13 protein-coding genes, 2 tRNA genes and 3 rRNA genes are annotated in these 19972 nt (G+C 37.5%); 15 read left to right on the forward strand and 3 right to left on the reverse strand.

Going from position 1 to position 19972, the window contains the following annotated elements:
* Positions 1–21: 21 nt before the first annotated feature.
* The gene (locus tag DDD_RS11055) at positions 22–762 is read right to left on the reverse strand and encodes a hypothetical protein (protein WP_015362944.1); all 741 of its coding nucleotides are present in this window, start codon (positions 760–762) and stop codon (positions 22–24) included.
* A 159-nt stretch (positions 763–921) separates the two neighbouring features.
* Complete coding sequence (locus DDD_RS11060; protein WP_015362945.1) at positions 922–1587, reverse strand: YceI family protein; 666 nt, start codon at positions 1585–1587, stop codon at positions 922–924.
* Between the two features lie 240 nt (positions 1588–1827).
* Between DDD_RS11060 and DDD_RS11065 the strand changes: the two genes are divergently transcribed.
* The 15 genes from DDD_RS11065 (at position 1828) to rrf (ending at position 18002) form a co-directional block, all read left to right on the forward strand.
* On the forward strand, positions 1828–2367 hold the full coding sequence (locus DDD_RS11065) for a nucleotide exchange factor GrpE (RefSeq protein ID WP_015362947.1): 540 nt from the start codon (positions 1828–1830) through the stop codon (positions 2365–2367).
* Entirely contained in the window at positions 2367–3500 is a 1134-nt protein-coding gene (gene dnaJ, locus DDD_RS11070) for a molecular chaperone DnaJ (protein WP_111474699.1), read from the forward strand. Before DDD_RS11065 ends, dnaJ begins: the two co-directional genes overlap by 1 nt.
* A 278-nt stretch (positions 3501–3778) precedes the next feature.
* Positions 3779–4708 carry an ABC transporter ATP-binding protein gene (locus DDD_RS11075; RefSeq protein ID WP_015362949.1) on the forward strand — a complete coding sequence of 310 codons (930 nt, stop codon included), beginning with the start codon at positions 3779–3781 and terminating at the stop codon, positions 4706–4708.
* Positions 4701–5996: an ABC transporter permease gene (locus tag DDD_RS11080; protein WP_041567113.1), complete on the forward strand. Its 1296-nt coding sequence runs from the start codon at positions 4701–4703 to the stop codon at positions 5994–5996. Before DDD_RS11075 ends, DDD_RS11080 begins: the two co-directional genes overlap by 8 nt.
* Before the next feature lie 3 nt (positions 5997–5999).
* Positions 6000–6881: a mechanosensitive ion channel family protein gene (locus DDD_RS11085; RefSeq protein WP_015362951.1), complete on the forward strand. Its 882-nt coding sequence runs from the start codon at positions 6000–6002 to the stop codon at positions 6879–6881.
* A complete protein-coding gene (locus DDD_RS11090) occupies positions 6862–7764 on the forward strand; it encodes a DUF6268 family outer membrane beta-barrel protein (RefSeq protein ID WP_015362952.1) in 903 nt (300 codons plus the stop codon). Before DDD_RS11085 ends, DDD_RS11090 begins: the two co-directional genes overlap by 20 nt.
* Before the next feature lie 2 nt (positions 7765–7766).
* Positions 7767–8930: a sigma-54-dependent transcriptional regulator gene (locus tag DDD_RS11095; protein ID WP_015362953.1), complete on the forward strand. Its 1164-nt coding sequence runs from the start codon at positions 7767–7769 to the stop codon at positions 8928–8930.
* Positions 8931–8936: 6 nt separating this feature from the next.
* Entirely contained in the window at positions 8937–9809 is an 873-nt protein-coding gene (locus tag DDD_RS11100; RefSeq protein ID WP_015362954.1) for a PPK2 family polyphosphate kinase, read from the forward strand.
* The gene (locus tag DDD_RS11105) at positions 9802–11199 is read left to right on the forward strand and encodes a M20/M25/M40 family metallo-hydrolase (RefSeq protein WP_015362955.1); all 1398 of its coding nucleotides are present in this window, start codon (positions 9802–9804) and stop codon (positions 11197–11199) included. Before DDD_RS11100 ends, DDD_RS11105 begins: the two co-directional genes overlap by 8 nt.
* 48 nt (positions 11200–11247) lie before the next feature.
* Positions 11248–12573: an MATE family efflux transporter gene (locus DDD_RS11110; RefSeq protein ID WP_015362956.1), complete on the forward strand. Its 1326-nt coding sequence runs from the start codon at positions 11248–11250 to the stop codon at positions 12571–12573.
* 415 nt (positions 12574–12988) lie between these two features.
* A 16S ribosomal RNA gene (locus DDD_RS11115) occupies positions 12989–14514 on the forward strand.
* A 109-nt stretch (positions 14515–14623) separates the two neighbouring features.
* Positions 14624–14697 (forward strand) — tRNA-Ile (locus tag DDD_RS11120).
* A gap of 107 nt (positions 14698–14804) precedes the next feature.
* Positions 14805–14878 (forward strand) — tRNA-Ala (locus DDD_RS11125).
* A 128-nt stretch (positions 14879–15006) separates the two neighbouring features.
* Positions 15007–17823 (forward strand): 23S ribosomal RNA (locus tag DDD_RS11130).
* 70 nt (positions 17824–17893) lie between these two features.
* Positions 17894–18002: ribosomal RNA gene (rrf, locus tag DDD_RS11135) — 5S ribosomal RNA — on the forward strand.
* Together the 16S, 23S and 5S rRNA genes with 2 tRNA genes alongside form the textbook arrangement of a ribosomal RNA operon.
* A 598-nt stretch (positions 18003–18600) precedes the next feature.
* On the opposite strand, the gene glyA is transcribed toward rrf, so the two are convergent.
* Positions 18601–19920, reverse strand: coding sequence for a serine hydroxymethyltransferase (gene glyA, locus DDD_RS11140; protein WP_407635536.1), 1320 nt, complete (start codon positions 19918–19920; stop codon positions 18601–18603).
* Positions 19921–19972 lie beyond the last annotated feature (52 nt).

The raw sequence follows: 19972 nt of genomic DNA on the forward strand, positions 1-19972 counted from the left end.
GAACTAAGTAAACCTTCAGTTTTACTCATTATATCGATCCCATTGCTCTTGGCTTTGCTTCTTGCTCTTTCTTATAACGAGATAAATAACTAATATAACAAGACCTATAACTAGAGCAAAACAAATAAATCCACCCATCATATACCCTAAATTGTAGGCGCTAGACATTTCAGAATCTTGATTAAATAAACTTAGATCTCCAACACAATTAGTATACTGATTTTTGCCTGTATAGGCTTCATTGATTTGAATACTGTTGAAAAAGTCATCGGCAATAGATTTATCTAGACTCCGTGCCGGCTGAAACAAACTAATTTGATACATGGTTTCTTTGATCTGTATGAACCTGTAATCATTATTATATAAAACTTCATCGATTGGATCAATGTCATTGTATTCCAACACGCCTTGATATACACCATTATCAATAAATGCAGAATTGTATTTCACACGCTGCTGGTTTTCTCCATCAAGTAAGTAATCATTTACCTCTTGGTAATGCTCTTTTAATTGTTGCCTGTTTTCTAAACAAATAAACTCTTCTGAGGTGATTTTATATACGGAATACGTAATATCCTCAAAAGTTCCGTGAGTGACCAGTCTCTTGATTCCATCCAGACTGTCATTCTCTATGTAATTGTAATTATCTACAGGCAGTTGAATACTCAATATCGAGTCTATGGCTACTTGTTCATAATCCTGAGCAAAAAGGCAATTAGAAAAGAATGTGGAAATAAAGAGTAATAAAAAGTAATTTTTCAAACGAGAAGCTATTAAAGTTGAAATACAATAATAAAGCAATTGCTTAAGATGTAGTAGGAGAATTCGTTGAAAATAATAATCTAGTATTTAATTTGTAGGTAAAAAAAAGTCCTGTGTTCAACGAACACAGGACTTTTTAAAAATTGAAACAAATTCTAATTACTTCGTAGCAACTAGGTTGATCGTTAACTTGATATCATCAGAGATAGCTTTGTCAGCAACAACATCTGCAAGGCTAGAAGAACCATACTTAATTCCCCAGTCAGTTCTGTCTATAGTGAATTCTTCACTATTCAACATCATTTTGTCACCGTCGTAAGCTACAGTTACAGGAAAAGAAACATTTTTAGTTACGTCTTTTAAAGTAAGATTACCTTCAAGCATTGCTTTACCATCTGTCATATTAAGGCCAGTAACTACAAATTTTGCAGTAGGATACATTGCTGTATTAAAAAAGTCAGAAGAAGTACCTTCACGCTCACCGGTTAGGTGTGCTTTTAAGCTTGCTGCTTTATCACCTTCTAGGTCAGTTACCTCAATAGAGTTCATGTCTATGGTAAATTCTCCACTTTCTAACTCTTCACCGTTTACCTTTACCATACCACTAGAAAGAGATATGTTACCAGTATGATCTTCAGTAGGCTTAGAACCTACCCATGCAATATTAGACGCTTGTGTATCTACATTATAAGTCACTGCTTCTACAGTAGCTACTGCTACTTCTTCTTCAGCGCTTGCATCTACTTCATTTTGATTGTCTTTACAAGCAACTGTAAAAGCGATTACCGCTGCCATTCCTGTAATTTTTAATAAATTCTTGTTCATCGTTTTAGTTTATGATTAATTTGAAGCACAAAATTACATGTATGTACAAATGTTTAAGTTAAATCTATACTAATAATTTCCTGTGACATTTTGACACACATACTTTAATGGCAACACTTTTGCCATATCGCGCGTAGGTAGGTGTGAATAGATTGTATTTATCTCGCTTTCGCGAAAGCGTAATTTTCATAAACACCTCGATAACAAGTGTTGAATATATTTAAAAGATACCGTCAGAAAATGGCAAAGGATAAGAAAGAAAAAGACTTGAAAGAGCAAGAGGCTCCAGAAGTAATGGAGCAAGAAACCGAAGAAGTGCAAGACGAGCGCACAGAAGTGGAAATTCTTGAAGAACAAGTAAAAACAGAGAAAGATAAATTCATGCGTCTTTTTGCTGAATTCGAAAATTTTAAAAAACGAACAGCAAAAGAACGTATCGAGCTTTTCAAAACGGCAGGTGAAGGTGTTTTAAAAGACATGTTGCCAGTTTTAGATGATTTTGACAGAGCAATGGTAGAAATCAATAAGTCTGAAGACGAGCAACTCATTACTGGAGTGAAGCTTATCTCTGGAAAATTACGTACTACTTTAAATAGCAAAGGGCTAGAAGAATTTGACGTAAGAGCCGGAGATACTTTCAATGCAGATATTCATGAAGCCATCACTCAAATACCAGCACCTAGTGATGATATGAAGGGTAAGATAGTAGACGTGATAGAAAAAGGATACAAGCTAGGAGACAAAATTATACGTTTTCCTAAAGTGGTAATAGGACAATAATTATGGCAGATTTTTATGACATTCTAGATATTAACAAAGGAGCAACTGCTGCTGAAATTAAAAAAGCCTACAGGAAAAAGGCAATTCAGTACCATCCTGATAAAAATCCAGGTGATGCAGCTGCTGAAGAGAATTTCAAAAAAGCGGCAGAGGCTTATGAAACATTAAGCGATCCACAGAAGAAATCAAGTTATGATCAACTAGGACATCAAGCCTATACTTCTGGCGGTGGTGGCGGTTTCGGCGGTGGTGCTGGAGGATTTGATATGGATGACATCTTCAGTCAGTTCGGTGATATTTTTGGCGGCGGTGGCGGCGGCTTCTCTGGTTTTGGAGGATTCGGCGGTAGTCGTGGTGGACAACGTCGTGTTAAAGGTAAAGACCTACGCATAAGAGTTTCCTTGACTCTGGAAGAAGCAGCAAATGGAGTTGATAAGAAAGTAAAGGTAAAGCGTAAAAAGCAAGCACCAGGAGTAACTTATAAAACTTGTAGCACTTGTAATGGTAGTGGGCAAGTGACCAGAATTCAAAATACAATTTTAGGTCGCATGCAAACTGCTGCACCATGTAATGTTTGTGGTGGAGCAGGACAGACTATGGATAACAAACCAGCCGGAGCAGATGCTCAAGGAATGGTAGCGTCTGAAGAAACTGTGACTATTCAAATTCCTGCAGGTGTAGAGTCTGATATGCGTTTAAAAGTATCTGGTAAAGGAAACGATGCGCCAGGTAATGGTGTAAGCGGTGATTTACTAGTAGATATAGAAGTAAAACCTCATGCTGAGTTACAACGTGAAGGAAATAATCTTCATTATGATCTTTACGTAAGTGTACCAGAAGCAATTTTAGGAACCTCTAAAGAGATACAAACAGTTACTGGTAAAGTACGTATTCCTGTAGAAGCAGGTATTCAAAGCGGAAAAATATTACGATTGAGAGGTAAAGGAATGCCTAGTCTCAATGGATATGGAACTGGTGATTTATTAGTTCATGTAAATGTATGGACTCCACGTAACCTGACTAAAGAGCAAAAAGACTTTTTTGAAAGCATGATGACCGATTCAAATTTTGAACCTGCACCAGAAAAAGGTGATAAATCTTTCTTTGAAAAGGTAAAAGATATGTTTTCTTAAAGAAAACCTAATGAATTAGAAAAATTTGTATATATTTATCCCAACGAATGGTCAACCAACCATTTGTTATTTTTCTTTTTCATAGCAATTTTTCCCACCTCTTGTTTTTCAAGAGGTGGGTTTTTTTTAGACTATTGGTAATTTAAAGTTGCTGATAAGTAGTTCATTTAAATTAAAAATATGTCTTAGAACGATAGTCATAATAAATCCTATTAAAATCTTCTAAATCTTTAGCAATACCATATCCTTCTTGTTAATTTAGCACAATTCATTAATGTATGTCAAACGCACTAGAAGCAATACAAATTAAAAAGGTCTACGGAGATTATACCGCACTAAATAATGTGTCTATTTCTGTACCTAAAGGAAGTGTTTACGGCCTATTGGGTCCTAACGGAGCAGGTAAAACATCACTTATAAGAATTATAAATCAAATCACTATGCCCGACAGCGGGCAGATTCTTTTAAATGGATCGGCATTAGAACCGAGACATATAGAAGACATAGGTTATATGCCAGAAGAACGTGGCTTGTATAAATCTATGAAAGTAGGTGAGCAATGCATTTATCTAGCCCAATTAAAAGGACTTACCAAAGCGCAAGCAAAGGAAAGACTTACTTACTGGTTTGAAAGATTAGGTATCGAAGGATGGTGGAATAAAAAATTACAAGAGCTCTCTAAAGGAATGGCTCAAAAAGTTCAGTTTATTGTTACTGTTTTACATGAACCAAGTTTATTAATATTTGACGAACCATTTTCTGGTTTTGATCCTGTTAATGCAAATTTAATCAAAGATGAAATCCTGAAATTGCGCGATGATGGTGCTACCATCATTTTTTCTACTCACCGCATGGAAAGTGTAGAGGAAATGTGTGATCATATTGCCCTTATCAATAAATCAAATCTAGTTTTAGAAGGAAAGCTTAGTGATGTGAAACAGCAATATAGAGATCGTAACTATGCTGTTTCTTTAATTTGTGATCATAATGATGCCGCCTTTCAACAAATTCCTCAAGAATTTAATCCTAAACCAATACGACTTTCAGGATTAGATAATACACTAGATTTTCAGATCAAAATACCTACCGATATTGATATACCATCTGCTATAAATAGACTTACACAAATAGGTGAGTTAACGCATTTTAGCGAGGTTATTCCTAGTGTGAACGATATCTTTATACAAACCGTACAAGAAAATGGATAAACTTTGGCTTATCATAAAAAGAGAATACCTAAATAAGGTTAGGAACAAAACTTTTGTCATAATGACATTTGTAAGTCCATTGATCTTTGTAGGTGTGGCGTTATTAATAGGTTGGTTAACAAGTATTAATTCAGACACGGCTAGGAAAATTGCTGTTTTAGATCAAACAGATAATCAGTATGAAACCTTATTTGAAAACACAGAGCGCAATCAGTATATTATATTAGATGGTTTATCTAAAAGTGCTGCAATCGCTGCGAGTAAAAAAGCAGATTATTATGGTTTGATTCTTATCGAAGGTAATAATGGTACTTTAGAAAATTTCAGTTTCTATTCAGACGATTCCCCATCTCCAGACTTCATTAGTTCTATTGAAGATAAAATCAATAAAAAAGCTTCTGAAAGTAATCTTGTAAACAACAACATCGATTTAGACTTACTAGAAAGGCTTACCGTTAATAAAGAAATAGAACTCCAAAATTTTACTGGAGAAAAAACAAGTAAACTATCTGGCTGGATCAAAATAGCCACTGGAGGCGCAGCAGGTTACCTACTCATGATGTTTATCATTATTTATGGTAATATGGTAATGAGGTCTGTGATTGAAGAAAAAACAAACCGTATTATAGAAATTATAGTAAGCAGTGTTAAACCTATTTACTTAATGGTAGGAAAGATAACAGGTACATCACTTGCAGGTATTACTCAGTTTTTAATATGGGTTGTAGTAGGCTTTATTCTCATGATAGCAGCAACTGCATTCTTTGGTGTTGACGCTTTCAGTAATCCAGCTAATGCTGATATGATGGCTCAAACACAAGATATGAGTAAGATGGAGTTGATCTTGAATGACGTCGCTCAGTTGCCTATTCTCAAGCTGATCTTTTGTTTCTTCATTTACTTTATAGGTGGTTACTTTTTATATGCTTCTATCTATACAGCTATAGGCGCTGCTGTTGATAATGAAACAGACACTCAACAATTCATGTTACCGGTTATATTACCTTTAATGCTTGCCATTTACGTTGGTTTTTTCTCAGTAATGGATAATCCACATGGTACGGTTGCAGTAATTTTTTCCTATATTCCACTTACTTCTCCGATTGTTATGTTAATGAGAATACCTTTTGGAGAGATTGCTTGGTGGGAAATTGCATTGAGTATGTTATTATTATATGTGAGTATAATAGGAGTTGCTATCTTGGCGTCAAAAATTTACAGAATAGGTATATTGATGTACGGTAAAAAAACCAACTGGAAGGAACTTTACAAATGGCTCCGTTATTAAATTATGAATATAGACTGGGATAAAATACAAGACTTCCTGACGTATGAAATCATACCATCAGGAAAAAATGGTGGTTTTCATTTTGACACGTGGATGTTGATTCTTGCCATTATTGCGATTTTAGTCACTACTTTAATCTTGCGAGGGATAAAGAAAGTGATTACTCGTAAAATGGAGGATTCAGATAAGTTGAAGTTTGAAAGTGTTTTTAAGTTCTTCAACTATCTAGTTTACATCATAGTTGTTATTACAGTTCTACATTCTAGCGGTGTGCAGCTTACTGGTTTACTTACCGCAAGTGCCGCGCTATTTGTAGGTTTAGGTTTTGCATTACAAGACTTATTTAAAGATATCATCGCTGGTGTAACCATCTTAATAGATAAATCTGTTTTGGTTAATGACGTGATTGAGATGAATAACAAAGTAGGTCGTGTTTTTGAAGTTAAACTTAGAAGTACGAGAATTATAACACGAGATGATAAAATTCTGATCATTCCTAATCATCTCTTTATGTCAGAATCGGTCTATAATTATACGCAAAACCATCCCAAAACAAGAGAAAGCGTTCTAGTAGGAGTAGCTTATGGAAGCGATACAGAATTAGTAGCAAGAGTGCTGAAACAATGCGCTATTGATCAAAAAGGGATACTTAAGAGTCCCGAGCCTTTTGTTATGTTCAACGACTTTGCTGACAGTTCTTTAAACTTTGGTGTTTACTACTTTATAAAAGACGCTTTTAATGACCCTAGAATTAAAAGTGCTTTACGATTTGCCATTGACAAAGCTTTCAGAGAAAACAATGTTACAATACCTTTTCCTCAAAGAGATTTACATATCATTACCAATAAATCTGATCAAATTATACATGAGAAAACAAATGAATAAAGTAAATACTTTGTCCATAGTATTATTACTGGTTTTTGTTATCGCTTTCGCGAAAGCGGATGCACAAGGAACAGATTTATTTAGAGCAGAATATACTTATTTTCCTCAGAGAGATTCTGATAACAGCTTTAGAAGATTCAGAACTTTTGCAAATGTACCTTTGAAGGTCGCAGAAGGAACTTACATAGTACCATTTTTTGAGTACCGAAACGTTCAATATTTAGTAAGAGACAATTTCAATTCAACAAATTTTGGTTCTGATAGATACGAAAGCTTTGAGCTATCCTTAGGCTATACTTTTCCTATGAAGAATAATTGGAGATTTGGTTCAAGAGCAGGAATTTTAGCAGCTTCTAACTTTGATAAAGCAAGAGCGCAAAGCGATGATTATTTTGTTACCGCTAGCGTTTACTTTATTAAAAATGAGAAAAAACGAGACGATGGAGGTAAACCATGGCAACTAGTTTTAGGAGTTCAATATGCTACTACTGCAGGAAGACCTTTTCCATTACCTTATGTAAATTATTACAGAGAGCTCAATGAAGACTGGAGTTTTACATTAGGAGCTCCCAAAATGAATCTTAAATACAGATTCAATGATAAAAACAGTATGCAACTTTATGCAAGACTAGATGGTTTTTATGCAAATATTCAAGGTGATGAACCTACTTCATTAGGCATTGCCGAAGATGTTTCTATGACCGTAGCTATGTTTGGTCCAGGATATCAACATAATTTTACTAAACATATTTCAGCTTACCTTTATGCTGGGTACACTTTTGTAAATGATATACGACTAAGAGATGATAATGGTGACGATGTAGTTACCCTCAATGATACCAATACCTTTTACTCGAGAATAGGTCTAAAATTTAAAATATAACAATGGCACAAATACTTATTATAGAAGACGAAAATGCAATAAGACGTGTTTTAGGAAAAATTTTGTCCGAAGAAAGTAAAGATTATAACGTTAGTGAAGCCGTTGATGGTCTTGAAGGCATCGAGCTTATTAAAGATAATGATTATGATCTGGTATTGTGTGACATAAAAATGCCTAAAATGGATGGTGTAGAGGTTCTTGAAGCAATAAAGAAGATCAAGCCAGAAATTCCTGTAGTTATGATTTCTGGACATGGAGATCTTGATACCGCTGTGAATACCATGCGTCTTGGAGCATTTGATTACATTTCAAAGCCACCAGATTTAAACAGACTCTTAAATACGGTACGCAATGCATTAGACAGAAAAAATCTGGTTGTAGAAAACAAAAGACTTAAGAAAAAGGTAAGTAAGAATTATGAGATGATAGGAGATAGCGAGTTAATAGTTATCATAAAAAATATCATTGAAAAAGTTGCCCCTACAGATGCTAGAGTTCTTATAACAGGACAAAATGGAACAGGTAAAGAATTAGTAGCTCACTGGCTGCATGAGAAAAGTAATAGATCTAACGGGCCATTTATTGAAGTTAACTGTGCTGCCATACCTAGTGAATTAATAGAAAGCGAATTGTTCGGCCATGTTAAAGGTAGTTTTACCGGTGCAAATAAAGATCGTGCAGGTAAATTTGAAGCCGCAAATGGTGGGACTATATTCCTTGATGAAATAGGTGACATGAGCGCCAAAGCCCAAGCTAAAGTTCTTCGAGCATTACAAGAGAACAAAATTCAACGAGTAGGAAGCGATAAGGATATTAAAGTAGATGTTCGCATTCTCGCGGCAACTAATAAAGACCTCAAAAAGGAAATAGAAGACAAAAAATTTAGAGAAGATTTATACCATCGTCTTGCGGTGATTCTTATTAATGTCCCGACTTTAAATGATAGAAGAGAAGATATTCCTTTATTAATAAATCATTTTGCAGAAAAGATTGCCAAAGAGCAGGGTAATGCTGCAAAAGAGTTTGAAGAAAAAGCATTCAAGTTACTTCAAGAATATGACTGGACAGGAAACATACGTGAATTGCGCAATGTAGTAGAAAGATTGATTATACTAGGAGGAACCACTATCAGTGAGAAAGATGTGAAGCTCTTTGCAAGTAAATAAAAAACTATGAAAACCTCACAAGATTATATAGTAAGAGAAAAAATTACCTTATCCCAAAGAGCAACTTTGCCTAAGAATTTGCTGTCTAAAAAAGACGCCAAAAAAGAACTCTCGAAAGTAAGAAGAGAACTAGCAGAGTTTCAAGCCAAACTTTATGCTCATGATAAACATGCCGTACTTGTTTGTTTTCAAGGAATGGATACCTCTGGAAAAGATAGTCTGGTAAGAGAGGTTTTTAAAGATTTTAATGTCAGGGGCGTTATTCAGCATAGCTTTAAAGTGCCTACAGACATTGAGCGATCTCATGGATATTTATGGAGACATTATATAGCATTGCCGTCTAAAGGGCATTTTGGAATTTTCAATAGAACCCATTATGAGAACGTGCTGGTTACTCGTGTGCATCCAGAATATCTAATGGCAGAAAATCTTCCACAATTTAATGGTCCTGAAGATGCTACAGAAGAGTTCTGGCAAATGAGATTTGAACAAATTAATAATTTTGAAAAAGAACTTGCTCAAAATGGGATATTTGTATTCAAGTTTTACCTTCATTTAAGCAAAGAAGAGCAAAAAAACCGTTTGCTTAGAAGATTGCGCAGGCCAGAAAAGAACTGGAAGTTTTCTGAAGATGACCTAAAAGAAAGAAAGCTTTGGGATAAATACATGCATTGTTACGAGCAAGCCATTAATAATACAAGTAAAGATAATGCACCATGGCACGTCATTCCTGCTGATGATAAATCAAACGCGAGGCTGTTAGTGGCAAAAATTTTGCTAGAATCTTTATCTGAACACAAGGAGATCCAGCCGCCACAATTAGATGATGAAACATCTGGAAATATCGATAAATACATAAAAGCATTGGAGAATGAATAAGATCTTATACTGTTGCGTTATTAGTTTGTTAGGTTCCGCTTTCGCGAAAGCGCAATCCCCACAATATTCAAAGATAGATTCTACGATGCTGCGTAGTATTTATAATTATAATCTTACAGAATCTGACAGCTACGAATGGCTCGACTACTTGTCTAACAACATAGGTGGTCGACTTTCTGGATCTATTCAAGCGGAACGTGCAGTCGATTATACTGAAAACGAGATTAAAAAATTTGCCGATCGCACAGAATTACAATCTGTAATGGTGCCAAAATGGTCCAGAGGCACTCCAGAATTTGCTTATATACAACTAAACGATTTGTCAACGATTAACGTAAATATTTGTGCTTTAGGCGGTTCTATCCCTACGAGGCAAGAAGGTTTAAAAGCTCCAGTAATTGAAGTCAAATCTTTAGAGGAGTTATCTAGTCTAGGTCGAGAGCAAATAGAAGGTAAAATAGTTTTTTATAATCGACCTATGGATCCTAAAAAGATACAAACCTTTGAAGCTTATGGAGGTTGTGTAGATCAAAGGTACAGCGGCGCTGAAGAGGCAGGTAAATATGGAGCAGTTGCGGTAATAGTTCGATCTATGAATCTAAGATTAGACGATTATCCACATACAGGATTTATGAGTTACGGTGATTTACCAGTAGAAAATTTTATTCCAGCAGCAGCCATAAGTACAAATGATGCTGAGAAGCTAAGTGCTTATCTAGCTTTAGATAAGGAACTCAAGTTTTATTTGAAACAAGATTGTACCGTTTGGGGCGATGTAGAAAGCTTTAATGTTATTGGTGAAATTAAAGGAACAAGGTACCCAGATGAGTATATAATTGTAGGAGGCCATTTGGATTCTTGGGATTTAGGCGATGGTAGTCATGATGATGGCGCAGGGGTTGTGCAGTCTATGCAGGTGTTAAAAACCTTAAAAGAGTTAAATTACAAACCACAACGTACTATAATGGTAGTACTATTTATGAACGAAGAAAATGGGTTGAAAGGGGCAAGAGAATACGCAAAGCAGGCTGAGCTGAAAAATGAAAAGCACATTTTTGCTTTAGAAAGTGATGCTGGTGGTTTTTCACCTAGAGGTTTTAGTTTTGACACCACTACAAAACAAATGAAAGTTATTGAATCTTGGAAGCCTTTGTTTAAACCATATTTAATCCACTTTTTTGAATTAGGAGGCAGCGGCGCAGATGTAGGTCCGTTGAAAGGCGCAAATACTGTTTTGGCTGGATTGAGACCTGACTCTCAAAGATATTTTGATTTTCATCATGCTGCAAACGATACGTTTGATGCAGTCAATAAAAGAGAATTAGAACTAGGAGCTGCGACAATGACAAGCCTTGTTTATCTTTTTGATAAATACGGAATTGAAAACTAGCCATACCTTTCTACGATTTGAATATTTTACATTCTTTTAGACTTTACGATGGTATTTAGTAATTATCTGAAGGAGTTTCCTAAAAACCTGAAGATAGCGGTTCCTATCATGCTAGGCCAGGTAGCCCACTTACTCGTCGCCTTTGCAGATAATGTTATGGTAGGTAAGCTGGGCGATGCACAGCTGGCAGCAGTCTCCTTAGGGAATACACTTATCTTTATTGCACTCTCAATAGGAATAGGTTTTTCTTTTTCAATTACACCACTAGTCGCAGAGGCTGATGCCAAAGGAGATACAAATAAGGTAATATCAGTATTTCATTCTGGTTTTTTGATGTGTTTTATAATGGGGCTTCTGTTGATGGTTGTTACCATTTTTGCAGCACCTATTTTATATTTTCTTGATCAACCAAAGGAGGTTGTTGACTTAGCCATTCCATACACTTATTGGGTAGCATTCTCTTTACTTCCTTTAATGATGTTTCAAGCATTGAAACAATTCGTAGATGGCTTGTCTAAAACTACATACTCCATGATAGCTTCGTTGCTCGCTAACGTTATCAATATAATTGTAAACTATTTGTTCATTTATGGGGAGTTTGGGTTTCCACGACTAGAAGTAGAAGGAGCCGCTATCGGTACTTTCGTTTCCAGAGTTATAATGTTTTTGATTCTATTTATTCTTCTGTTTTATAAAACACAATTCAAAGTTTATTTTAAACGATTAAAGAGTTATTCCTCTGGAGTGATTAAGAAAATTTTTCAGTTAGGTTTACCTACTTCTCTTCAAATGCTCTTTGAAGTATCTTTATTTACTATTGCTATATTTTTATCAGGTACTATAGGCGTAAAGAGTCAAGCTGCAAATCAAATTGCTTTGAACCTTTCAGCACTAACATTTATGGTAGGAGTAGGTTTGGGCGTTACTGCTACAATCAGAATAGGAAACCAAAAAGGAATAGGTAATATAACTTATTTAAAAACGGTGGCAACTTCTCTCTTCTTGATGACGTTATTAGTTGAATTAGTTTTTGCATTTACTTTCTTAATATTTCATGAACATCTACCTGGTTTGTATATCAGCGATTTGGATGTAATTAAATTAGCCTCAGAAATTTTAATAATTGCTGCGCTATTTCAAATTAGTGATGGGTTTCAAGTGGTACTCTTGGGCATTTTAAGAGGTTTACAAGATGTTTGGATTCCCACGATCATATGTTTCATCTCATATTGGTTAATAGGTTTTCCTATAATGTATGTATTAGGCAACTATTATAGTTTAGGAGTAAAAGGAATTTGGATCGGCTTATTATCTGCTTTAACAGTTTCCGCTATTCTCATGTTTTATCGTTATCGTGAATTGGTTAAAAAGTAAGAATTGGCATGAAAAACTGTTTTGTTATTATGTTTAGAATAATTTCGAAAAAAGTTTTAAAATTATATTATTGATTATAAATGTATTAGATATTATTTTTAATTTATTTCATTTTTTTTCATGAAATTGTTTGGTTGGTAAGAGAAAGTGTCTGTATATTTGCATCCGCTTAGGAAAACAAGTAGTGTTTAAATAAGCAAATGTTCTTCAAACAAGGCTAGAAAATCAACAAATAAATCGTGAAGATTCGGTGTTAGATTTTAGTTTTAAAACTTTGAAGATGTTCATTGAGATATTGATTGACAAGAATTACAATATGAAAAGTAACATATTGTGATAACCAAAATAAAATAAGCACAAAGCTAATTAAGTCGATTTATTTAGTATCATATTAAATGATCTTTAAAAAGATTCGACGATGAAGAGTTTGATCCTGGCTCAGGATGAACGCTAGCGGCAGGCCTAACACATGCAAGTCGAGGGGCAGCATATCTAGCTTGCTAGATGATGGCGACCGGCGCACGGGTGCGTAACGCGTATACAATCTGCCTATCACTGAGGGATAGCCCGAAGAAATTTGGATTAACACCTCATAGTATTATTGAATCGCATGGTTTAATAATTAAAGGTTACGGTGATAGATGAGTATGCGTCCTATTAGCTAGATGGTAAGGTAAAGGCTTACCATGGCTACGATAGGTAGGGGTCCTGAGAGGGAGATCCCCCACACTGGTACTGAGACACGGACCAGACTCCTACGGGAGGCAGCAGTGAGGAATATTGGACAATGGGCGCAAGCCTGATCCAGCCATGCCGCGTGTAGGAAGACGGCCCTATGGGTTGTAAACTACTTTTGTACAGGAAGAAATCTTTTTACGTGTAAGAAGTTGACGGTACTGTAAGAATAAGCACCGGCTAACTCCGTGCCAGCAGCCGCGGTAATACGGAGGGTGCAAGCGTTATCCGGAATCATTGGGTTTAAAGGGTCCGTAGGCGGGCTGATAAGTCAGTGGTGAAATGCAGGGGCTTAACTCCGGCACTGCCATTGATACTGTTAGTCTTGAATTATTGTGAAGTGGTTAGAATATGTAGTGTAGCGGTGAAATGCTTAGATATTACATAGAATACCAATTGCGAAGGCAGATCACTAACAATATATTGACGCTGATGGACGAAAGCGTGGGTAGCGAACAGGATTAGATACCCTGGTAGTCCACGCCGTAAACGATGGTTACTAGCTGTTTGGTACGATTGAGTACTGAGTGGCCAAGCGAAAGTGATAAGTAACCCACCTGGGGAGTACGTTCGCAAGAATGAAACTCAAAGGAATTGACGGGGGCCCGCACAAGCGGTGGAGCATGTGGTTTAATTCGATGATACGCGAGGAACCTTACCAGGGCTTAAATGCAGATTGACAGGTTTAGAAATAGACTTTTCTTCGGACAATTTGCAAGGTGCTGCATGGTTGTCGTCAGCTCGTGCCGTGAGGTGTCAGGTTAAGTCCTATAACGAGCGCAACCCCTATTACTAGTTGCCAGCGAGTCAAGTCGGGGACTCTAGTGAGACTGCCGGTGCAAACCGTGAGGAAGGTGGGGATGACGTCAAATCATCACGGCCCTTACGTCCTGGGCCACACACGTGCTACAATGGTAGGGACAGAGAGCAGCCACTTCGTGAGAAGGAGCAAATCTTCAAACCCTATCTCAGTTCGGATCGTAGTCTGCAACTCGACTACGTGAAGCTGGAATCGCTAGTAATCGCATATCAGCCATGATGCGGTGAATACGTTCCCGGGCCTTGTACACACCGCCCGTCAAGCCATGGAAGCTGGGGGTGCCTGAAGTCGGTGACCGTAAGGAGCTGCCTAGGGTAAAACCGGTAACTGGGGCTAAGTCGTAACAAGGTAGCCGTACCGGAAGGTGCGGCTGGAACACCTCCTTTCTGGAGCTTCTGAAATAATGAAGTTACAATCAGATATTATCTAAGTTGCTTAATTAGCGTGTTTATTTATATAAAGTCAATCATTTTGCCTTAAGGCATTTAATTTCATAGTCTCATAGCTCAGCTGGTTAGAGCGCTACACTGATAATGTAGAGGTCGGCAGTTCGAGTCTGCCTGAGACTACTTTAAAATGGTTAATTCCATTCGTTCATTAAAATAAGGAAATTTAGACGTTGAGAAATTGTATTCCATATTCATGATTTTGAATTTATCTTCTAAATTTCGAATAAGGGGAATTAGCTCAGCTGGCTAGAGCGCCTGCCTTGCACGCAGGAGGTCATCGGTTCGACTCCGATATTCTCCACATGTGATTATTCACAACCGTTCATTGACATATTGAAAAGATTAAACGAGTAACGTAGATTAATTTCTACTTATAATAGTAAAATAATTAAGTTGTTTATCTTGTATCGTTGCAAGATAAACTAGAATATCATAAGCAAATTAAGGGCGTATGGGGAATGCCTAGGCTCTCAGAGGCGATGAAGGACGTGATAAGCTGCGATAAGTTGCGGGGATCAGCACATATGATTTGATCCGCAAATTTCCGAATGGGGCAACCTGTTATATTGAAGATATAATATCCGAAAGGAAGCAAACCTGGTGAACTGAAACATCTAAGTAGCCAGAGGAAGAGAAAACAAAAGTGATTCCGTTAGTAGTGGCGAGCGAACGCGGATTAGCCCAAACCAATAATGTTACGGCATTATTGGGGTTGTAGGACCGTAATGTTTAATGTGTAGTGAATAGGAATTTTTTGGAAAAAAGAATCATAGAAGGTGATAATCCTGTACTGGTAAGCTACATTATTGATAACGGTATCCTGAGTAGTGCGGGGCACGTGAAACCCTGTATGAATCAAGCGGGACCATCCGCTAAGGCTAAATACTCCTGAGAGACCGATAGTGAACTAGTACCGTGAGGGAAAGGTGAAAAGAACCCTGAATAAGGGAGTGAAATAGATCCTGAAACCATACGCTTACAAGCGGTCGGAGCCCATTTATGGGTGACGGCGTGCCTTTTGCATAATGAGCCTACGAGTTACCGTTGTTAGCAAGGTTAAGGATTTTAGATCTGTAGCCGTAGCGAAAGCGAGTCTGAATAGGGCGTATAGTTAGCAGTGGTAGACGCGAAACCGTGTGATCTACCCATGGGCAGGGTGAAGCTGTGGTAACACACAGTGGAGGCCCGAACCGGTTGACGTTGAAAAGTCTTCGGATGACCTGTGGGTAGGGGTGAAAGGCCAATCAAACTCGGAAATAGCTCGTACTCCCCGAAATGCATTTAGGTGCAGCGTTAATTTAGTTTTGTAGAGGTAGAGCTACTGATTGGATGCGGGGGCTTCACCGCCTACCAATTCCTGACAAACTCCGAATGCTACAAAATGTTGATTAGCAGTGAGGGCATGGGTGCTAAGGTCCATGTCCGAAAGGGAAAGAACCCAGATCATCAGCTAAGGTCCCAAAATGTATATTAAGTTGAATAAACGAGGTTGTTCTGCATTGACAGCTAGGATGTTGGCTTGGAAGCAGCCATTCATTTAAAGAGTGCGTAACAGCTCACTAGTCGAGCGGAACGGCATGGATAATAATCGGGCATAAATATACTACCGAAGCTATGAACTTTATAAAAGTGGTAGGGGAGCATTCTATTAGTGTTGAAGATGTTTCGTGAGAAGTGTTGGAATTTATAGAAACGAAAATGTAGGCATAAGTAACGATAAAGAGGGCGAGAAACCCTCTCACCGAAAGACCAAGGTTTCCTCAGCTATGCTAATCAGCTGAGGGTTAGTCGGGTCCTAACGCGTACCCAAACGGGAAAGTGGATGGACAACAGGTTAATATTCCTGTACCTGCTCACAATAAAAGTGACGGAGGTGTGAATCTAATGCGTACTGACGGAATAGTACGTTGAACCAATTTTTAAGATTGGGATAGTACCATGAGGTTACGACTGATTGGATAATTTAGAGTAGCAACTTCCAAGAAAAACAAGTGAAGCAGCCCGTACCGTAAACCGACACAGGTGGTTGGGATGAGAATTCTAAGGTGCTCGAGTGATTCATGGCTAAGGAATTAGGCAAAATAGACCTGTAACTTCGGGAGAAAGGTCCCCTATTTATAGGGCGCAGTGAAAAGATCCAAGCGACTGTTTATCAAAAACACAGGGCTCTGCTAAATCGAAAGATGATGTATAGGGCCTGACACCTGCCCGGTGCCGGAAGGTTAAGAGGAGGGTTTAGCTTCGGCGAAGATCTTAATTGAAGCCCCGGTAAACGGCGGCCGTAACTATAACGGTCCTAAGGTAGCGAAATTCCTTGTCGGGTAAGTTCCGACCTGCACGAATGGTGTAACGATTTGGATACTGTCTCAGCCATGAGCTCGGTGAAATTGTAGTATCGGTGAAGATGCCGATTACCCGCTACGGGACGAAAAGACCCCGTGCACCTTTACTATAGCTTAGTATTGATTTTGGATAAGTAATGTGTAGGATAGGTGGGAGACTTTGAAGTGTTATCGCTAGGTAATATGGAGTCATTGTTGAAATACCACCCTTTGCTTATTTGAAATCTAACCTTTACTGAAGGGACATTGCTTGGTGGGTAGTTTGACTGGGGTGGTCGCCTCCAAAAGAGTAACGGAGGCTTCTAAAGGTACCCTCAGCACGCTTGGTAACCGTGCGTAGAGTGTAATGGCATAAGGGTGCTTGACTGAGAGACATACAGGTCGATCAGGTTGGAAACAAGAGCATAGTGATCCGGTGGTTCCGTATGGAAGGGCCATCGCTCAAAGGATAAAAGGTACGCCGGGGATAACAGGCTGATCTCCCCCAAGAGCTCACATCGACGGGGGGGTTTGGCACCTCGATGTCGGCTCGTCACATCCTGGGGCTGGAGAAGGTCCCAAGGGTTGGGCTGTTCGCCCATTAAAGTGGCACGCGAGCTGGGTTCAGAACGTCGTGAGACAGTTCGGTCTCTATCTGTAGTGGGCGCAAGAAATTTGAGTGAATCTGACTTTAGTACGAGAGGACCGAGTTGGACTGACCTCTGGTCTACCAGTTGTTCCGCCAGGAGCATTGCTGGGTAGCTACGTCGGGAAGGGATAAGCGCTGAAAGCATATAAGCGCGAAACCCATCACAAGATGAGATTTCTTTAAAGGGTCGTGGGAGACTACCACGTTGATAGGTCATAGGTGTAAAGGCAGTAATGTCATAGCCGAGTGATACTAATTACCCGTAAGCTTAGATATTCAAACTTTATTTTACATTGTTTAATTTTTCAATATGTCAACTTATACAGTTTTAATTAACTGATTATTTTAAGGTGGTTATAGCGATGGGGCTCACCTCTTACCTTTCCGAACAGAGAAGTTAAGCCCATTTGCGCAGATGGTACTGCTATTTGTGGGAGAGTATGTCGCCGCCTTCTTTTTAAAGCCTTTATCTTAATTGATAAAGGCTTTTTATTTTTAGCCTTTTTTGCTATTAGTATTGATAATTCAAGATTAAAATTTCTGATGAATTTGTAGACTCTACATGGTCATGCGATTACTGTGATCCTTAGAGCATTTAGTGTTTTAATTACATTTTTATATATCTTATTTAATTCTATGATGGAAATTCATGGGGTGATGAGTGGTAGGAGTCTATAGTGGTTATTGACAGGATTTTTTTCGAGTTGTTGAGAGTAAAAAATTATAGGACAACCTTGGTCCGTATTTATTATAATTGTTGTGAACCTTTAATACATTGTACTTCGATGAATCAACAAAGTTAATATAGAAACAGTATTTATAGTAATAGCTTATAATCTGAAAGAGAGCGCTTAAGCTTTTTTATTGCAAGCTGCATACTCGTAACCTAAAATTTAAAGGCAAGTCACGAATCTTGTAATTCAAATTACCATCAAAGCGAATAAAAAGGCTGCCTGGATTGTTCCAGACAGCCTCTCGAATGACCCTTATAATCTCAATAATTGGAATTGATTATTTAAGATTAGATAGTTTTATTCGGTTCTGTTTTACTCTTCAGTTTTGAAATAAAGGATAACCTGCTGTGAGATTAAAAACATCATCACTTAACTTTTCCAGTAGCACTTGTGGTTTATCTTGAATACAACGATCTATGATATCAACGATTTTAATCATTTCATTTTCTTTTAAGCCTCTACTTGTGATGGCTGCTGTGCCTATTCTTATACCACTAGTAACAAAAGGAGATTCTGTATCAAATGGAACCATGTTCTTGTTTACGGTTATGTGAATTTTCCCTAGTAATTCTTCCGCTTCTTTTCCGGTAATGTTTTTATTTCTAAGATCAATCAGCATCATGTGATTATCAGTCCCTCCAGATATTAGATGATAATCTCTCCTGACAAACTCTTCAGCCATTACCTTTGCATTCTTTTTTACTTGAACCATATAATTCAAGAAATCGTCTGATAAAGCTTCCTTAAATGCAATTGCTTTCGCAGCAATTATGTGTTCTAATGGACCACCTTGGTTACCTGGAAAAACACCACTATTCAGTAAACTAGACATTTTTTTAAGATTGCCATTTTTTAGTTTTTGACCAAAGGGATTCTCAAAATCCTTCCCCATAATAATTAATCCACCCCTTGGGCCCCTTAACGTTTTATGTGTTGTCGTTGTGCAGATATGAGCGTAAGGAACTGCATCCATTAAAATTCCCTTGGCTATTAATCCAGCTGGATGGGCTATATCTGCAAGAAGTACAGCATTAACCTTGTCTGCTATTTCTCTAAACCTCTTGTAATCTATCTCTCTACTATAAGCAGATGCTCCTGCTATAATCATTTTTGGCTTTTCGCAGACAGCTATTTCTTCTATTTTATCATAGTTCAATAACCCAGTTTCTTTTTCTACTCCATAAAAAGAATTTTTATAAAGCTTACCTGAAAAATTCACCGGCGATCCGTGTGTTAAATGGCCTCCATGTGATAGATCAAAACCTAAAATTTTATCTCCTGGATTTAAACACGCATGATAAACAGCTGTATTTGCCTGACTTCCAGAATGAGGTTGAACATTTACGTATTCTGCATTGAACAAAGTTTTTGCTCTCTCAATCGCTATATTTTCTATTTCATCGACTACTTCACAGCCACCGTAATACCTTTTTCCAGGATAACCTTCGGCGTATTTGTTAGTAAGAATTGAACCAGCAGCTTCTAAAACGTCGTTGCTTACATAATTCTCACTTGCGATTAACTCGATACCTTTTGTTTGACGAATTCTCTCTTTTTCAATTAAGTCGAAAATTTCTTGATCCACTTGAGCCATTTTGATAAAAATTAGATCACAAAAATAAGTTACAGATGCTATCATACCACACTAAAATGATATATTTGAATATACTTTTTAACAAGAAATCAATACA

Source organism: Nonlabens dokdonensis DSW-6, assembly GCF_000332115.1.
Lineage (GTDB): Bacteria > Bacteroidota > Bacteroidia > Flavobacteriales > Flavobacteriaceae > Nonlabens > Nonlabens dokdonensis.

Bases quoted from the DNA above. Each gene is read 5' to 3' on its own strand.
- DDD_RS11060 (WP_015362945.1), bottom strand. From the start codon at position 1,587: ATGAACAAGAATTTATTAAAAATTACAGGAATGGCAGCGGTAATCGCT.
- glyA (WP_407635536.1), bottom strand. From the start codon at position 19,920: ATGATAGCATCTGTAACTTATTTTTGTGATCTAATTTTTATCAAAATG.
- DDD_RS11095 (WP_015362953.1), top strand. From the start codon at position 7,767: ATGGCACAAATACTTATTATAGAAGACGAAAATGCAATAAGACGTGTT.
- DDD_RS11105 (WP_015362955.1), top strand. From the start codon at position 9,802: ATGAATAAGATCTTATACTGTTGCGTTATTAGTTTGTTAGGTTCCGCT.
- DDD_RS11090 (WP_015362952.1), top strand. From the start codon at position 6,862: ATGAGAAAACAAATGAATAAAGTAAATACTTTGTCCATAGTATTATTA.
- DDD_RS11080 (WP_041567113.1), top strand. From the start codon at position 4,701: ATGGATAAACTTTGGCTTATCATAAAAAGAGAATACCTAAATAAGGTT.
- DDD_RS11085 (WP_015362951.1), top strand. From the start codon at position 6,000: ATGAATATAGACTGGGATAAAATACAAGACTTCCTGACGTATGAAATC.
- DDD_RS11065 (WP_015362947.1), top strand. From the start codon at position 1,828: ATGGCAAAGGATAAGAAAGAAAAAGACTTGAAAGAGCAAGAGGCTCCA.
- DDD_RS11075 (WP_015362949.1), top strand. From the start codon at position 3,779: ATGTCAAACGCACTAGAAGCAATACAAATTAAAAAGGTCTACGGAGAT.
- DDD_RS11110 (WP_015362956.1), top strand. From the start codon at position 11,248: ATGGTATTTAGTAATTATCTGAAGGAGTTTCCTAAAAACCTGAAGATA.
- DDD_RS11100 (WP_015362954.1), top strand. From the start codon at position 8,937: ATGAAAACCTCACAAGATTATATAGTAAGAGAAAAAATTACCTTATCC.